At 60.9% G+C, this 13158-nt stretch carries 23 protein-coding genes and 2 tRNA genes; 6 read left to right on the top strand and 19 right to left on the bottom strand.

From position 1 onward, the window contains the following. The first annotated feature begins 48 nt into the window (after positions 1–48). A tRNA-Val gene (locus tag MJ639_RS04115) sits at positions 49–124 on the top strand. A 310-nt stretch (positions 125–434) separates the two neighbouring features. On the opposite strand, the gene MJ639_RS04110 is transcribed toward MJ639_RS04115, so the two are convergent. Then, a complete protein-coding gene (locus MJ639_RS04110; protein WP_243368910.1) occupies positions 435–1025 on the bottom strand; it encodes a DUF4142 domain-containing protein in 591 nt (196 codons plus the stop codon). 254 nt (positions 1026–1279) lie between these two features. Between MJ639_RS04110 and MJ639_RS04105 the strand changes: the two genes are divergently transcribed. Continuing rightward, positions 1280–1357 (top strand) — tRNA-Pro (locus tag MJ639_RS04105). 217 nt (positions 1358–1574) lie between these two features. On the opposite strand, the gene MJ639_RS04100 is transcribed toward MJ639_RS04105, so the two are convergent. The 17 genes from MJ639_RS04100 to MJ639_RS04025 form a co-directional block, all read right to left on the bottom strand. Then, positions 1575–2795, bottom strand: coding sequence for a tyrosine-type recombinase/integrase (locus MJ639_RS04100; protein ID WP_243368909.1), 1221 nt, complete (start codon positions 2793–2795; stop codon positions 1575–1577). Between the two features lie 237 nt (positions 2796–3032). Next, the gene (locus tag MJ639_RS04095; protein WP_243368908.1) at positions 3033–3494 is read right to left on the bottom strand and encodes a hypothetical protein; all 462 of its coding nucleotides are present in this window, start codon (positions 3492–3494) and stop codon (positions 3033–3035) included. Then, a complete protein-coding gene (locus tag MJ639_RS04090; RefSeq protein WP_243368907.1) occupies positions 3487–3810 on the bottom strand; it encodes a hypothetical protein in 324 nt (107 codons plus the stop codon). Before MJ639_RS04090 ends, MJ639_RS04095 begins: the two co-directional genes overlap by 8 nt. Next, complete coding sequence (locus MJ639_RS04085) at positions 3803–4132, bottom strand: hypothetical protein (RefSeq protein WP_243368906.1); 330 nt, start codon at positions 4130–4132, stop codon at positions 3803–3805. The genes MJ639_RS04090 and MJ639_RS04085 overlap by 8 nt, the downstream gene beginning before the upstream one ends. Then, positions 4125–4319, bottom strand: a complete 195-nt coding sequence (locus MJ639_RS04080; protein WP_243368905.1) for a hypothetical protein — start codon at positions 4317–4319, stop codon at positions 4125–4127. Before MJ639_RS04080 ends, MJ639_RS04085 begins: the two co-directional genes overlap by 8 nt. After that, positions 4316–4450: a hypothetical protein gene (locus MJ639_RS17810; protein WP_279306482.1), complete on the bottom strand. Its 135-nt coding sequence runs from the start codon at positions 4448–4450 to the stop codon at positions 4316–4318. Before MJ639_RS17810 ends, MJ639_RS04080 begins: the two co-directional genes overlap by 4 nt. Before the next feature lie 176 nt (positions 4451–4626). Beyond that, positions 4627–5424 (bottom strand): hypothetical protein, encoded by a 798-nt coding sequence (locus tag MJ639_RS04075; RefSeq protein ID WP_243368904.1) that lies wholly within the window; start codon positions 5422–5424, stop codon positions 4627–4629. Continuing rightward, positions 5421–6377: a DNA-methyltransferase gene (locus tag MJ639_RS04070; protein WP_243368903.1), complete on the bottom strand. Its 957-nt coding sequence runs from the start codon at positions 6375–6377 to the stop codon at positions 5421–5423. Before MJ639_RS04070 ends, MJ639_RS04075 begins: the two co-directional genes overlap by 4 nt. Before the next feature lies 1 nt (position 6378). Then, a complete protein-coding gene (locus MJ639_RS04065; protein ID WP_243368902.1) occupies positions 6379–6807 on the bottom strand; it encodes a hypothetical protein in 429 nt (142 codons plus the stop codon). Between the two features lie 40 nt (positions 6808–6847). Then, the gene (ssb, locus tag MJ639_RS04060; RefSeq protein WP_243368901.1) at positions 6848–7339 is read right to left on the bottom strand and encodes a single-stranded DNA-binding protein; all 492 of its coding nucleotides are present in this window, start codon (positions 7337–7339) and stop codon (positions 6848–6850) included. 1 nt (position 7340) lies between these two features. Continuing rightward, positions 7341–7484: a hypothetical protein gene (locus MJ639_RS04055; protein WP_243368900.1), complete on the bottom strand. Its 144-nt coding sequence runs from the start codon at positions 7482–7484 to the stop codon at positions 7341–7343. Then, positions 7477–7716 carry a hypothetical protein gene (locus MJ639_RS04050; RefSeq protein WP_243368899.1) on the bottom strand — a complete coding sequence of 80 codons (240 nt, stop codon included), beginning with the start codon at positions 7714–7716 and terminating at the stop codon, positions 7477–7479. Before MJ639_RS04050 ends, MJ639_RS04055 begins: the two co-directional genes overlap by 8 nt. A gap of 3 nt (positions 7717–7719) precedes the next feature. Then, positions 7720–8835, bottom strand: coding sequence for a DNA polymerase III subunit beta (gene dnaN / locus MJ639_RS04045; RefSeq protein ID WP_243368898.1), 1116 nt, complete (start codon positions 8833–8835; stop codon positions 7720–7722). A gap of 52 nt (positions 8836–8887) precedes the next feature. Beyond that, complete coding sequence (locus MJ639_RS04040; protein WP_243368897.1) at positions 8888–9145, bottom strand: DUF2158 domain-containing protein; 258 nt, start codon at positions 9143–9145, stop codon at positions 8888–8890. Positions 9146–9171: 26 nt separating this feature from the next. After that, positions 9172–9834 (bottom strand): hypothetical protein, encoded by a 663-nt coding sequence (locus tag MJ639_RS04035; RefSeq protein ID WP_243368896.1) that lies wholly within the window; start codon positions 9832–9834, stop codon positions 9172–9174. Then, the gene (locus tag MJ639_RS04030) at positions 9831–10091 is read right to left on the bottom strand and encodes a hypothetical protein (RefSeq protein ID WP_243368895.1); all 261 of its coding nucleotides are present in this window, start codon (positions 10089–10091) and stop codon (positions 9831–9833) included. The genes MJ639_RS04035 and MJ639_RS04030 overlap by 4 nt, the downstream gene beginning before the upstream one ends. A 1-nt stretch (position 10092) precedes the next feature. Continuing rightward, entirely contained in the window at positions 10093–10470 is a 378-nt protein-coding gene (locus MJ639_RS04025) for a hypothetical protein (RefSeq protein ID WP_243368894.1), read from the bottom strand. A 161-nt stretch (positions 10471–10631) separates the two neighbouring features. Here MJ639_RS04025 and MJ639_RS04020 point away from each other — a divergent pair, with 161 nt between their 5' ends. Continuing rightward, positions 10632–11141: a hypothetical protein gene (locus tag MJ639_RS04020; RefSeq protein WP_243368893.1), complete on the top strand. Its 510-nt coding sequence runs from the start codon at positions 10632–10634 to the stop codon at positions 11139–11141. Between the two features lie 22 nt (positions 11142–11163). Here the strand turns inward: MJ639_RS04020 and MJ639_RS04015 are convergent, their stop codons facing one another. After that, complete coding sequence (locus MJ639_RS04015) at positions 11164–11841, bottom strand: XRE family transcriptional regulator (RefSeq protein ID WP_279306481.1); 678 nt, start codon at positions 11839–11841, stop codon at positions 11164–11166. A gap of 198 nt (positions 11842–12039) precedes the next feature. Between MJ639_RS04015 and MJ639_RS04010 the strand changes: the two genes are divergently transcribed. From MJ639_RS04010 to MJ639_RS04000, 3 genes are all read left to right on the top strand, one after another. Next, complete coding sequence (locus tag MJ639_RS04010; RefSeq protein WP_243368891.1) at positions 12040–12231, top strand: hypothetical protein; 192 nt, start codon at positions 12040–12042, stop codon at positions 12229–12231. Next, positions 12228–12482, top strand: coding sequence for a hypothetical protein (locus MJ639_RS04005; protein ID WP_243368890.1), 255 nt, complete (start codon positions 12228–12230; stop codon positions 12480–12482). Before MJ639_RS04010 ends, MJ639_RS04005 begins: the two co-directional genes overlap by 4 nt. A gap of 89 nt (positions 12483–12571) precedes the next feature. Further along, positions 12572–13081: a phage regulatory CII family protein gene (locus MJ639_RS04000; RefSeq protein ID WP_243368889.1), complete on the top strand. Its 510-nt coding sequence runs from the start codon at positions 12572–12574 to the stop codon at positions 13079–13081. Positions 13082–13158 lie beyond the last annotated feature (77 nt).

Raw genomic sequence — 13158 nt, 5'->3', positions numbered from 1 at the left:
GATATGACGCATGTTCCTTCGGCGAGAGATTCCCGAAGGGCGCGAGTGGGGCGGTTAGCTCAGCTGGTAGAGCATCGGTTTTACACACCGCAGGTCGGGGGTTCGATCCCCTCACCGCCCACCATTCTCCTTCTCATCCTCAGCGATCTGTCGAAGACTTGTCCGGCGCCGTGCGCTCACAGGTTTCATGAGGATTCGACTGCTTCCTCTCAATATCGAGTTTATCCCTCCGCAAGGCTCTGCTGGCGCATATGCCGCAGCTTTCATCGAACCGATGAAAGACTTCGCGAGCCTGCTTCGAGGATGTGTGAGTTGAGGTGGAACGCCGCACCCCTGCAACAAGAGGCTGTGGCTGATGTTGACGGGACTTCCTCCCGAGACACTCCTGAAACTCACCCGCTCCACTCAATCGGTGGAGCGGGTTTTTTCATCACTTAGCGGATGGTCTTCTGCATCTCTTCGAGGATGGCGATATGCTCGCGGATATGGCCGCGCGCCATCTTGGCAACATTCATATGCTCGCGGTTCTGCGCGTTGGATTGAAGATAGCGCTCCTGCACCTGCAGAAGATCGCGATGCCCCTGGAGTTGAGCCTGCAGATAGGCTCGGTCGAACTCCGCGCCGGCCTGGTGGCTTTCCAGCTTCTGCATCATGTCCCGCGCGCTCGCGTCCATTTGCATGGAGCCCTGCATGGCCGCACCAGGCTGGCCTGTGGCGGCGGTGGCGCCAGGATCCATCATGGAGCGCAGAACCTCGCCGAGAGTAGTTTGCTCCTGCACCTCGAAATTGGCGAAGCGCTTGAGATCTTCGTTGCGCGCCTTGCTCATGGCAATGCGGCTCGTTTCCAGGGCCACCATGCCGAGCTGCATGGTCTGTTGCATGTGCTGCATGTCGGCCTGGCTCATCTGGCCGCCGGCAGAGGCTCCGGGCGACGGAGATGAGGACGAGCCGCTGGTCTGGGCCTGGGCAGGGGCCGTCACGAGGACAGCGGTCATACCACCGAGAAGGAGGGCGCGACGATTCATGAGGATTCTCCTGATGAAGCTCACGGCCGGGCCGCGACGCGCCGGAGGTGGCGCTCGACTCTGGGCTGCCGCTGCTGTCGCGAACGCCCGCAAGGTGGCTTGGTTTCAGCTTAGCGGAATGGGGTCAGCAATAATTCGCTTCCGGGGCCCTCGGTCTCGGATGTGCATTTCGGCGCAGTTTCCTCCCGAAAGTGCATTTCAGGGGTTGCGGACCGGGGCTTCGAGAGCTAATTGACACGAGCCGTTCAAGGCGTCGGAGCGTAGCGCAGCCCGGTTAGCGCACTAGTCTGGGGGACTAGGGGTCGGAGGTTCAAATCCTCTCGCTCCGACCATTCTTTCCTTTGTTTCTCTTGGGTTTCAAGGCCTCTGCGCCAAAACGGGCGCGAGGGTGCTAAGGGGAACGAAGGGTGATTATGTGCCGGTTTGGGCGGCTAAGTCCCCCACGGAATCCCCCACGGACGAATCCTGCTTTGTTCCCACCACGGGAAATACAAAAAGGCCGGGAGCATTCCCGGCCTTCTCACGTGGCGTGCTTGTGCTCTGTGCGTTTTACGCTGTGGTCTTCCTGGCAGTTGTCGGCGCGCCTTCCGAAGTTTGATTGGCCGTCGTGGTGTAGGCCTGCTCCACTGCCTCAAGCCCATGGCGGATGTCGTCGACCAGCACGTGGGCATACCGCATCGTTGTCTCGATCCGCTTATGGCCAAGCAGCTCCTTGGTGGCCTTCAAGTTGCCGGTGATGCGTAGGAATCGGGTGCCGGTGGTGTGGCGAGTATCATGCCGGCGGAACCCTGGGGCGAGTCCGGTGTCGACCACGAGGCGGCGCCATTCGCTCTTGAAGCCCTCGTTCGTGATGGGGTAGCGCTGGCCCTTGACCCGCTCGCCGGGCCGTCCTGGGTTCGTGGTGCGGCGGGCGACATAGGTGAAGACGAAGGTCTCGTGGTGCCCTTTGCATTCCTCCAGGATCGCCATCGCCTTGACGGTCAGAGGGACGGTGTACCAGCGTTCGGTACCCTTCTTCCGCTTGCTACGGATGCGGGCGAGTCGGTTGAACCAATCGATCTGCGGCCAGGTGAGGAGGGCTCCCTGGGCTCGTGGGCCGGCGGCCAGCATGAATCGGAAGAGCCGCCCATAATCGGGCCCGAGCTTTTCAATGATCTTCGCTTCCTCGTCAGGGCTCGCCTCGCGCACGCGCTCTTCCGGCTCCTCGAGCAGGAACTCGCCCCAGGCCGGGTAGGGTACCGGATAGCCCCACACGTCCCGAGCCCGGCGGAAGAGCTTGCGCAGGGGTTCTGTCGCATAACGGTTGACCGTGGCGTTCTCGACCTTGTCGCTGGGGATCTCGACCAGGCGCTTTGTCTCCTTGTCCCGTCGCACGCGAATGCCCCGGCGCTTCGCCACCATGCTGGAGATCCTCTCGGCTGTGATCTCGGTGAGCAATGTCTCGCCCCCGAAATGATCGACCAGCCATTCCAGCGAGCGCCAGGTGGTGTCAGAGGCCGTGTGGAACTGCCCGACCTCTTCCCAGTAGCGGGCCGCGACGTAGCTCAGGCTGGGTGGCTCCTTGCCGCCCCAGACAGCGCGTCTTTGTTCATCCTGGGCCTCCTGCCGACGAGAATGCTCAAGTTCGGCCTTCTTTTGGAGCTTCAGGCGCCGTTCGGCGACCCTGGCGCGGCGGCGATCCGTTTCCTCCGTAGAGAGTCGAAATCGAACACCGTCGATCCAGAATTCCGCCCAGATGTACGGCGAGTCGGTGCGCGTGTAGAGGGACATTCCGTCTCTCGCTTAGCTTTCAAGTAGGATAACAGGTCGGTCAGAAGGAAACGACGTAACTTGCGCTGCTCTCCGCCGCCGCGCAAGATGTAGGTCACTTTTCCGAGTTTCACCTCTTTTCGGAGGTCTTTGGCATCCATCTCCAGGGCATTGGCCGCTTCCTGGAGCGTCAGCGAGGTGCGCCCCTCAAAGGCTTTGGCGAGTCGGTCGGGAATCGGGAAATCATTCAGCATGCCGCTACCCCTCTGCTTCTGGGGTGGGGGAATTTGGGGTGACGTCCGTCGCTTCGCTCCTCCTAAGAGCCCCCAAGGTTTCAGGCTCGCCGCTATCGATGAGGGCGCGAGCCTCCTTGATAAGAGGCCAGTCGACCCGCACTCCGGTTGGCTCTTGGTGCGACGGCCATTTCTGCCCCTTCACCTCGAAAATTTCCCGCCACCGTTCATACGTTCCTTCGGCGCTCTCAACGAGCTTGCGTAGAAGCGACATAGCGGCGTGCTGCTGCGGCTGAACACCACTTTCCTGAGGAGCCGAAGGCGACGGAAGGCACCCCAAATTCCCCTCTCCCGATGGCGTGACGGACGAGAGGAGGGCGTCTTCGATGGTATTCAGGACATCGTTGAACCCGACGCTGTCGCGGGCGGACCTGTGCGTGATGAAGTCTTTGGCCTTTTCGAGAGCGCCCCTCATCTTCTCAGACATGGCCAATGCCTCCATTGTCTACGACCAGGCGCAACTCAGGACGGGGCTTGCTTTCCACCTTGACGAGTTGCGTATAATCCCAGCCTTCGACGCCACTCGGATTGATCGCGCTGGACCATCCCAGACTAGCGGCCATACGCTGGATCACTTCGCGGTTATCGGCATGGGTGGTGATTTCGATTTCGCGCTCGGTGCTTTCTGACATGCGTAGCCAGAGCATCCCGGCTTCGAAGCCATGCGTGAAGCCGGGGCTTTGATCCGGGAAAGAGACGATCAATCCGTATTCAACGGTTTCGGCGTCCATCTTCTCAGACATTCTCGTCTCCATGGTCTTGGGTGAGGGCGGCTCTGGTGGAATCGATATGCTTCAGCGCCGTGGACCGTGAGCGGCGATCCAATACCATCAGCCACGCCGGGCCGTCCTCGACCATTGGCCCACAATATTCGTCGAACCATAGGACTGTTATGAAGGCTTGCGGCCTTGCCTTCATGAACTCTCGCAAAGTCTGAGCCTGTGTCCCAACGAGGAACGGTCCCTTTAACTCCGGCACACAGCGAGGCTCGCGAAGGATCAGCCAAAACCGCTCCGGCCCCTCAGCCTGTCCGATCCTTTCCTTGAGAGAGTGAAGATCAGTCATGGGAGGGCTCCATCAATTGTTTGGCCATTTTCTTCAGCAGCCTACGATGGCGCGCCTTAGCATTGAGCACCTCGTCTTCGGCCCACCTCACTTCGTCTTGCGCTTTCGAGAGGTGCCTCTCGCACCGGATGATGTCGCGCTTGGCAGCTTCAATTTGCTTTTCCAGATCGCTCTCCAACTCGCTCATTGTCCTTCCTTCTCCTTATTGAGGAGGGAGCGGGATGCTTCGAGGCTGTCGATGGCTTCCGCGATCTGAACCGCGACGAAGGGGATGCCTTCGATATGGCCGTTCTTGATCCGCAGATGTTCCGAAAGCATGCACGCGATATGATCCGCGTTTCGGACATCTAACTCAGGCTTTACAGCGGGGTCCCAAGCGGCTTTGTTCTCAACGCGCTCGAAGAACGCACGAAGCCGCCGCCTTTCAGTTTCCATCTCCTCGACCTTGACGGGGGTAAGCCCGCCCCAGATCAATTCATTGTCGCAATGTCCGCTCACTTGCTCTCTCCATTGGTCTGGAGTGCTGCGTCCTCAGAAACGATATAGACGTGTAGCTTGCGATAGCGGCGGTCTGGGTTCTTGCCGAAGTGTTCTTCGTCGATATAGAACCAATCACCGTCGATCCTGTTTTGCGCTTGGTACTTCACATCGTATGGCGTGGAGCGATCCAGCCGCTTACGGAGTTCTGAGAGTTGGGCTTCTGCGGTGTCTGCCTTCTCCATTTGTCGCTGGAGTTCGGCATCGTTCCACTTAAACCGCATCAACTCTGGCATTTTTGCTTGAAGCGTGTCTCGTTCAGCCTTCAGCATATCATTCTCGGCTTGGAGAGCTTCGGCGCGCTCCTGCCAGTGCTGCACCTTACGCTCTAAGATCGCAATGCTGGTTTCCTGGGATTCAATGACCGTCTTGCAGCCATCCCGTTCCCTCTGCGCCTCTACCAGACCGGATTGAAGGGAGGTGAGGGCGCGAGCATCATAGAGGGGGCGACATTCGGCCTCCACAAAACCATTATGGGGGCGCTTATCATCCCAAAGGATTTTCCCATGCGCTCTTGCCGTCGCGAGGGTGGTATCATCAGCAGCGAACCAATGCCCCCAGCTCCCGTCCTTGCGTTTCGTTCTGATTTGCCACGCGACCGGCTCTATTTCTACTGCCCCTTCCTTCAGTACGGGGGAGGGGACGGGCGTCTGCCTTTCAGGCACCGCGCTGTCGTCCTGACGGATCGAACCGCTTTGCGTTTCGCCCGCTGCGCGGCTTCCATCGCATGACGCGGGGTGTGACAAGCGGTTCATAAAAAGGACTCCTGCTTGAGTGTGAGGGGTCGCGGGGCGAACATATCAGGGCGGCTTAGGGCGTCTTCGATCCGCTTGCAGGCAAGATCAAAATACTTCGGATCTCGCTCTATCCCGACGAATGAACGCCCTGATTTCACAGCCGCGACACCTGTCGTTCCAGTCCCCATAAACGGATCGAGGACCGACTCTCCTCCGACAGCAAGCAGCTTTTCCATTAGCGCCAACGGCTTCTGTGATGGGTGCGCCACGGAGCCATCCGGGTTTGTCAGGCGTTCGCCGGTCGAGACGCAGCCAGCATTGATGTTGGGGATATCAATTACGGTGCTGTCGAGTTTGTGCCACTCCAGCCCGCCACCCGTTGCAAGCACCCACACAAATTCTGCAGTGTGGCGCGGGACGCCTTTAAGCGCTGCGGGCGTATTGCGCTTGTACCAAGTAACAAGGGCAAGAGGCCGTGCGGTAAACGCCTGCCGGGTCTCTACTATGCCTTGATGAGAGCAGAAGACCAGTAAACCTTTTTTGGCTTTTGCTTCTGCCAACGAGGCCCACTCCAGGTGTGCTCCCCATTCATCGCCAAGCGTCTTGCTGATCGTCTTCCTGGACCCAACCCCGCCCTGCGGGAGCACGGCGCCGCCTGTTAGATTGAGGTATGGCGGGTCGGTCGCAACTAGGTCAGCCGGAGCAACCTCGGGCAGCACATCAAGGCAGTCCCCTAGGTAGAGGGCCACAGTATCAGAAAGTTGTTCGACACGCTGCGCAGACGCCGGGTTCCCTCCACCACGCTCCGACGAGCCTGCCGATAGGGGGCTCTTAGGACGAGCGTGAGCGAGTGACGTCACATCCATATCTTTCCTCTCGGCTGATGGTGTCATGGCTTCTTGCCCAGCAATCCAATTGTCCATCGCTGAGACTTGGGCATCCCGATCATCGACGTAATCGCGCTTGCCCATCTCAGCTCTCCTGTGTGGAGAGAGAGGGAGCGGCGGGAAGAGATGTGGGTTCTCGCCAGTGCGTCCAACCGGCTGCAGACGGGTCCCATCTGAAGTGAGGCGGGGTCGCTGCAAGGAATGCACGGCAGCCCGTTTCATGGTCGCAGACTTCGATCTCTCTGTCTGTCGGAGCCGTTTCAATCAGCCTCCATCCCATCCCCTCGTGAGATGAGAGGGCGGCGCGGAGTGCTCGGATGACTTTCGCGGCTTCAAGATTGATCGGAGTTGGCTCGTGCTGCCTCCATCCAAATTCGGGCTCGCCGTTGGGGAGAGTGGGGCCGATTGCATACCGTCCTTCAAGGCGGTCAACGATATCCGCGCTGATCTGCACAGTATCGCCCGTGAAAGGGTCGATCAGTTCCATGAATTCTCTCTTCATCAGTTCAGTCATGGCGGGTTCCTATGAGGCGGTTTTGGGAGCGGGGCGGGGCTTAGAACGGGATGTCGTCGTCGATGTCGTGGCGGGTGCCGCCTGATGGGGCGGATCCGTTCTTTGCGTCGCCATAGCCGGAACCGGTGTCGCGGGTGCGCTGCTCGCCGTAATCGGATCCGCTCGGCGTCGGCGGGCCGTTGCGACCATCCAGGATCGTCAGCTCGCCGCGGAAGCGCTGCAGCACCACTTCCGTCGAGTACTTCTCGACACCCTGCTGGTCCGTCCACTTGCGCGTCTGAAGTTGGCCCTCGACATAAACCTTCGAGCCCTTCTTCAGGTACTGCTCGGCCACGCGGCCTAAGTTCTCGTTGAAAATCACCACCGAGTGCCACTCGGTCTTTTCCTTGCGCTCGCCGGTCGCCTTGTCCTTCCAGGTTTCCGAGGTGGCAATGCGCAGATTGACGATCGGATCGCCGGCGTTGTTGCGGCGCACCTCAGGATCGCGTCCGAGGTTGCCGACGAGGATGACTTTATTGACGGATGCGGACATCTCAGTGCTTTCGATTGTTGGAGGTCTTCACCGGCCATAGCCGGTCCGCGAGGCCGGCGAGGGCGAGAAGGAGGAAGGAGGCGATGAAGATGTAGCCGACGGCTTGTTCCACCTGGTCGGTGGTCATCTGCAGGATCTCAGGCATGGGCGTGCTCCATCGCGAACAGATCGGGCATGGCGGCGCTCGGGCGGGCCTTCTCGGCTGCTTTGGCGCGGCGCTGGTGGGCCGCGACTTCGGCCTTCAGCAACTCGGTGGTGGCTTTGCACAGTTTGCGGCTGGCGGTGGCCTGACCGCGGTGCGCGCGCTTCGCGCTGTCATAGAGGGCGATGAAGCGGCTGCGCATTCTCTGCAGGCGGATCGGATTGGCGCGGTTCATGGCTCACACCCTCATCGGCATCAGCACGCAAAGCAGGCTGTCGTCTGCGGCGGGCTGGAAGATCGTGGGAGAGCCCGCATCGGCGAGCTTGATGCGGGTGGTGTCGCCGCCGAGCGCATTCAGGATGTCGAGGGCATAGCGGCCGTTGAATCCGATGGAGAGTTCCGCCGCGTCGTAATCGGCCTCCACCTCGTCCGTGGCGTTGCCGGCGTCCGGGTTCTGCACGAACAGGGTGATGCGGCCATCGGCAAAAGTGAACTTGACCGCGTTGCCGCGCTCGGACGACACGCTCGTCACGCGGTCGATGGCGTTCTTGAGATGGGCGATCTCCACCACCGCGATCTTGTCGTTGGCGCGCGGGATGACGCGCTCGTAATCCGGGAAGGTGCCGTCGATCAGCTTGGAGGTCAGCACGGTCTTGCCCACGCTCACGCGGATCTTCTGGGACGACACCTCGAAAGTAAGCGCGCCATCCTTCCCGGCCTCATCGGCGAGCTTTTCGAGCTCGCCCACGGTCTTGCGCGGAATGATGATGCCGGGCATTCCCTCCACGACATCAGGGGCGGCGATCTCGGTTCGCGCCAGGCGGTGGCCGTCGGTCGCCGCGGCGGTGAGAATGCCGTCCGCCAGCGTGTGCAGGTAAATGCCGTTCAGATAATAGCGCGTCTCTTCCGTTGAGATGGCAAAGCGCGTCCGCGCGATCATCTTGGCCAGGGTCGGGCCGGGCAGGGTGAAGGTGTAGGGCATCTCGCCCGCCGCGAGGTCGGGGTAATCCTCTGCGGGCTGCGCCTGCAGCTGGAAGCGGGAGCGGCCAGCCTTCACCGCCACGCGGGCGCCGTCCTCGATCGTCTCGAGCGAGATCTGCGCGCCGTCGGGCATCTTGCGCACGATGTCATGCAGCATGGCGGCCGAGACGGTGGTGGCGCCGGGCTCGGCGGTCTCGCAGGCCGTCTGGTCCGTCATCTCGATGTCGAGATCGGTGGCCTTGAGGAAGAGCGTGTCGCCTTCAGCTTTCAGCAGCACATTGGAGAGGATCGGAATGGTGTTCCGCTTCTCCACCACCCGGTTGAGGCCGGTGAGCGCCTTCAGCAGCGCGGCGCGTTCGGTGAGGATCTTCATGGTTTGCCCCTCGGAGGAATGGGGCGGGCTTGTTGCGCCCGCCCTGGATGGGTCAGAACGGGATGTCGTCCGTTGTCACAGGGGTCAGAGTCGCGATCGGGAGCGTGTCGCGTCTCAGAGTCTCAAAGTGCGAGTAGACGACCTCGACGCAATCGCCGTCATGGCAGAGCGGGCCGCGCGCAACGGTCATCGTGATCCCGCCCGACTTCAGCCGGACCGTATCTCCGATGTCGAACGGGCAGGGTGTAGCTGCGGCGGCTGTCGTGGACACGCGCCGCGTATTACGCGTTCTCTTTCGAGGGGTTGCCATCGTAATTCTCCGAAGGTGAAGGCTGGTCACGCCGCGCGCTGGAGCGCGGCGGGGAGGTAGAGTTTCATCGCGGAACAGAACTCGTCCGCCGTTCTGCGCCATGGCCAGATTGTGATCTTGCCTTTGAGGCGCAGCGGCTCTGCCTTCTCGATGGCCTCGGTCCAAGGCTTCGGCGGCTTGACGAGAAGCTGCAGGATTTCGGCCTTCAGCATGCGAAGGTCATATTCCTTCACCTTCGCGGCCACGTCGGGCGGAAGGGGATAGGTGATGCCGGCGGCTGTATAGATAGCCGCATCTACCTGGTGCCCCATCAATTGGAATGCGAGCTCCACCAGGCGCTTGCCGCCGGGCTGCGCCCGTTCGCCAAGTTCGTCGCGGGCGATTTGCCCCGCATACGCGGCGAGGGCGCGCTGCATGGGCGAGATGTTGTCGCCGATATAGGATTCGCGGGCATCGTGCAGGAGAAAGGCAGCTGCCATCTCTTTGCTGCCGGTGTCGCGATAGAGCGCATGTGCGCCAAGCACGCTGTGCTGGCCGACCGAATAGGCATCGGACTCGACGGGGCCGTGGCAGGCGAAGCGCCCGGTCTTCGCGAGCGAGGGGATCACATCCACCTCGAAGTTCACATCATCGGCGGAAGGGTTGAGCAGGTCGAAAGCGCGACCCGACGCGGTTTGCATCCAGGTCATGCTTCGATCCTCGGGAGAAGTGCATCGACGTTGATCTTCGAGTTCAACATCCTCGCAATCGTGCTGAAGTCACGGGCGATCTCAGGTGTGAATGGTGCCCGAAAAAGGATATCTCCCTTCGGATCTCCCTTGCGGATGGTCAGGATGGTAATTTCATCGCCATGCTCGGCGCGATAGATCGCATGATCTACCCAGAGGAGGCCGCCAATGGTGTGACCGGCGCGGCTCGGAGTTTCGATTTGAGCTATTGCCGCCATCTCACGCTCCCATCATCTGGGTGAGGTGGAGGGCGATCACGAGGCCTGCGCCGAGGAAGGCGGTGAGGCAGGCGAGTTCGGCGGCGCTGCGGGAGAACTGGCGCACGAGGCCGAAGCCCTTGGGCTCGGTTTCCGCGGCGTCGCGCTCCTCGCGATCGAGGCGCAATTTCGCAGCGAGGCCGTGAACCTGCACCTGCTCGAAGGTCCAGCCTGCCTCGGTGAGTTCGACCGGGTTCTCACCGGCCTCATCTCTCAGACGCTTGAGATCTTCCGCCATGCGCTGGCGGATGGCGTCGTGCGCCCGCATCGCGTGACGTTCGACCGGCCAGATGAACCCGTCATGCGTGACGACCCGCGCCTCGCTCAGTCCGTGCCCCATGGTATGCCCCCATCGGTTTGTTGATGGGAGCATTCCGTCCATATCAGACGGTTAAAGTCAAGCATTATCCGTCCAAAATAGACGTAGATGCGACAAAACGGCTTTGGGAAGATGGGAATGAGGTAATGAAGCGGGGATAAATCGTCCCCAGGAGGGGCGAGATGCGTCGGGTTGTGGGTGTGGTTTTAACTAGCGTCGTCGCATTCGGCGCGGTGCCGGCTTTGGCGAAGGTCTCTTGCGATCAGTTCAAGGCCGCGCTGGAGTCTGCTGATGCGAAGTCGGGCGACTTGTTGCCGGATATCGAATATGAGGCCTCGGCCTACACGCCTGGGCTGGAAAACATCACCAACCTGCTCAACATCAAGGCGTCGATTCAGTGCGGCGCCGATGGTGCGTTTCAGGGCCTCGGTGCGTCTCTTACGCAAGGGGCGATGACGGATGCGGCGCGATGGACCGCCTTTGTCCAGAGCGCGGTGGCTGCTGTCGACGCGAGGAATGCCGGAAAGGCCCTGCCTTTCGCGAGCAAGCTGCAGGATGCGGCGATCATGAAGGCGAAGAAAGAACAGATCCGCACGGGGCGTATGGTGGGCGCGGCCGATGGGCGCTTCGGCGGATACGCTGTCGATTATCGTGTTCTGCCTGGTGCGTTGAGGCTCTCGATCGATCCCTGATCGACCACACCTGGCCCAGTTCTTATTTCTGCACCCAGCTTGAAACCACGCGCCCCAGGATGCGGGTTTCCTTCACGGTTGAGTCGTTGAGGGGAACCCATGCCTGGAATTCCGGAGATGTTGATTCCGGCACAAGCCACCACTGGCCTTTGTCGTCGCACTGCACCCCACGCACGGTCTCTTCGGAAAGGCCGTCGTTGATTCGCGCGATGAGATAATGGGCGCCCGCTTCCAATTCCTGTGAGGACAGGGGCTCCATATCCACGAGCACGATGGAATTGGCCGGGTATGTCTTGTTCATCAGGTCGCCCAGCACATGGCGGCCTTCGATAGCGCGTCCCTCAAAACCGGGCTGGTTCGGCACGATGATGGAGTACCGTTCCGCCATCGGCCAAGAGTGCTCCGATGCCCAGCGTCCCGGTTCCACCGTGCCGACGATATCAATCTGACGGGTCTTGCTGGTGGGTGCGCTGGCCGGAAGGAGATCTGCGGGGCCGATATCAAGGGCATCCGCAAGCCGCATCATCCAGTCAATATCAAGCGTCGTGCGGCCCACCTCGAGCTTGGAGATGGTCGAGTCCGTCGTGTTCGTTCTGTCCGCCAGCTGCTGAAGGCTCAAGCCCCGGCGGCTCCGCCATTCATTCAGGCGGTTCGGGTAGTCCCGGGGCGTAGATTTTCGGCCTCGCCGCTGTTGGTTCATGGGTGCGCTAAGGGTCCTGGTGCTGGTCGGGCCCGATTTATGTCCGACTTGGACGGAACAATCCACGTCACATACGGACGAAAAGCCTTGACAATTACCGTCTGATATGGACGGAATAGGACTGTCATGGATGCACATAACTTTCCCCTTGAGGCCTTTCGGCGAAAAAACGCCCTCTCTTTTGAGGAGCTTGGCGCTTTGTTCGACAAGTCCGACGTGACTGCTCGGCGCTACGCCTTGGGCATTCGCGTCGCGGACGCGAGAACGGCTGAAAAAATCGTTGAGGTGACGGGTGGTGCTGTGACCATCGAAGGGCTTCATCGCACTCGCTTGGCCTTTCTTGCAGGGCGCAAGCCGGATGATCCCATTGCCTCTGGAGAGGCCGCATGACCTATCGGGCTCCCACTTCCAATCTCATCACCTTCCGCAAGCCTGCCGCCGTCGGCAGGTCCGACGATGCTCTCGGGATCTTCGAGGCGAGTCATCGCGAGATGGCCCATCGCGTGCTGCATGCTCTCCGCCTGATTGAAGCGTACGTCGGAGACGAGCAGCGCATGCGTGCGCAACGCTTCCTTCAGGTTGGCTCGGGCTTCCACGACGCTCGGGCGGGGCAGGGTGCTCATGTGAGGGGTCCTCCGTGATTTCGTAACGCAGTCACCATTCCAGAGCTTGACCATTCCCACACTGGGAAAAGTTGATCGCTTTTCCCGTTGACGCCCGAGGCTTGTCCATGAACCGACCGATTTCAGATGCCTGGTTCCACCGCATCAAAGCCGCCACCCGCGATCTCGTGAAAGCCTGCGGCCAGATCGAGCGCGCGGCGGAGATCGCAAATGTCGGCAAGAGCACGATGGGTCGTTATCACTCCTCCACCGATCCCGACATCATCACGATGCCCGCTGTTCTCGCGCTCGAGAGCGAGTGCGGGATTCCCTACATCACCACCGTGATGGCGGAGCTCAACGGGCGGCGCCTGTCCGATCCGGAAGCGGCGGAAGGGGCTTCTATCTCCTGCGTGGCGCGGGGGCATGCGGAGGTGATGCGCAGCAGCGCCGAGGTCGGCGCCGTCGGTGCCGATGCCTTCGCCGATATGACGATGACGCCAGCGGAGGCCGACATTGTGGATCGCCAGCTTGCCGATCTGATCACCAAGGCAACCGAGCAGCGCCAAAGGCTGGCGGCTGTGAAAGCAGGCGAGATGCCTCAGGGCTCACATCTGCGGATGGTTCCGCGCACTTAAAAGGATTTTGCGGACGAGCAGGCGCAATCGCCGCCGTCCGGGAAGTGGCCGAAAGGCCAGCGTGTTTCGAGTTCACC

Origin of the sequence: Microvirga solisilvae (assembly GCF_022808595.1) — a bacterium.
GTDB classification, from domain to species: Bacteria; Pseudomonadota; Alphaproteobacteria; order Rhizobiales; family Beijerinckiaceae; genus Microvirga; species Microvirga solisilvae.
The sequence above is the reverse complement of the archived record's forward strand: the minus strand, read 5'-3'. Positions and strand labels throughout refer to the sequence as shown.

Coding starts and splice junctions, on each gene's coding strand:
- MJ639_RS04110 (WP_243368910.1), bottom strand. CDS start 1,025: ATGAATCGTCGCGCCCTCCTTCTCGGTGGTATGACCGCTGTCCTCGTG.
- MJ639_RS04100 (WP_243368909.1), bottom strand. CDS start 2,795: ATGTCCCTCTACACGCGCACCGACTCGCCGTACATCTGGGCGGAATTC.
- MJ639_RS04095 (WP_243368908.1), bottom strand. CDS start 3,494: ATGTCTGAGAAGATGAGGGGCGCTCTCGAAAAGGCCAAAGACTTCATC.
- MJ639_RS04090 (WP_243368907.1), bottom strand. CDS start 3,810: ATGTCTGAGAAGATGGACGCCGAAACCGTTGAATACGGATTGATCGTC.
- MJ639_RS04085 (WP_243368906.1), bottom strand. CDS start 4,132: ATGACTGATCTTCACTCTCTCAAGGAAAGGATCGGACAGGCTGAGGGG.
- MJ639_RS04080 (WP_243368905.1), bottom strand. CDS start 4,319: ATGAGCGAGTTGGAGAGCGATCTGGAAAAGCAAATTGAAGCTGCCAAG.
- MJ639_RS17810 (WP_279306482.1), bottom strand. CDS start 4,450: ATGCTTTCGGAACATCTGCGGATCAAGAACGGCCATATCGAAGGCATC.
- MJ639_RS04075 (WP_243368904.1), bottom strand. CDS start 5,424: ATGAACCGCTTGTCACACCCCGCGTCATGCGATGGAAGCCGCGCAGCG.
- MJ639_RS04070 (WP_243368903.1), bottom strand. CDS start 6,377: ATGGGCAAGCGCGATTACGTCGATGATCGGGATGCCCAAGTCTCAGCG.
- MJ639_RS04065 (WP_243368902.1), bottom strand. CDS start 6,807: ATGACTGAACTGATGAAGAGAGAATTCATGGAACTGATCGACCCTTTC.
- ssb (WP_243368901.1), bottom strand. CDS start 7,339: ATGTCCGCATCCGTCAATAAAGTCATCCTCGTCGGCAACCTCGGACGC.
- MJ639_RS04055 (WP_243368900.1), bottom strand. CDS start 7,484: ATGCCTGAGATCCTGCAGATGACCACCGACCAGGTGGAACAAGCCGTC.
- MJ639_RS04050 (WP_243368899.1), bottom strand. CDS start 7,716: ATGAACCGCGCCAATCCGATCCGCCTGCAGAGAATGCGCAGCCGCTTC.
- dnaN (WP_243368898.1), bottom strand. CDS start 8,835: ATGAAGATCCTCACCGAACGCGCCGCGCTGCTGAAGGCGCTCACCGGC.
- MJ639_RS04040 (WP_243368897.1), bottom strand. CDS start 9,145: ATGGCAACCCCTCGAAAGAGAACGCGTAATACGCGGCGCGTGTCCACG.
- MJ639_RS04035 (WP_243368896.1), bottom strand. CDS start 9,834: ATGACCTGGATGCAAACCGCGTCGGGTCGCGCTTTCGACCTGCTCAAC.
- MJ639_RS04030 (WP_243368895.1), bottom strand. CDS start 10,091: ATGGCGGCAATAGCTCAAATCGAAACTCCGAGCCGCGCCGGTCACACC.
- MJ639_RS04025 (WP_243368894.1), bottom strand. CDS start 10,470: ATGGGGCACGGACTGAGCGAGGCGCGGGTCGTCACGCATGACGGGTTC.
- MJ639_RS04020 (WP_243368893.1), top strand. CDS start 10,632: ATGCGTCGGGTTGTGGGTGTGGTTTTAACTAGCGTCGTCGCATTCGGC.
- MJ639_RS04015 (WP_279306481.1), bottom strand. CDS start 11,841: ATGAACCAACAGCGGCGAGGCCGAAAATCTACGCCCCGGGACTACCCG.
- MJ639_RS04005 (WP_243368890.1), top strand. CDS start 12,228: ATGACCTATCGGGCTCCCACTTCCAATCTCATCACCTTCCGCAAGCCT.
- MJ639_RS04000 (WP_243368889.1), top strand. CDS start 12,572: ATGAACCGACCGATTTCAGATGCCTGGTTCCACCGCATCAAAGCCGCC.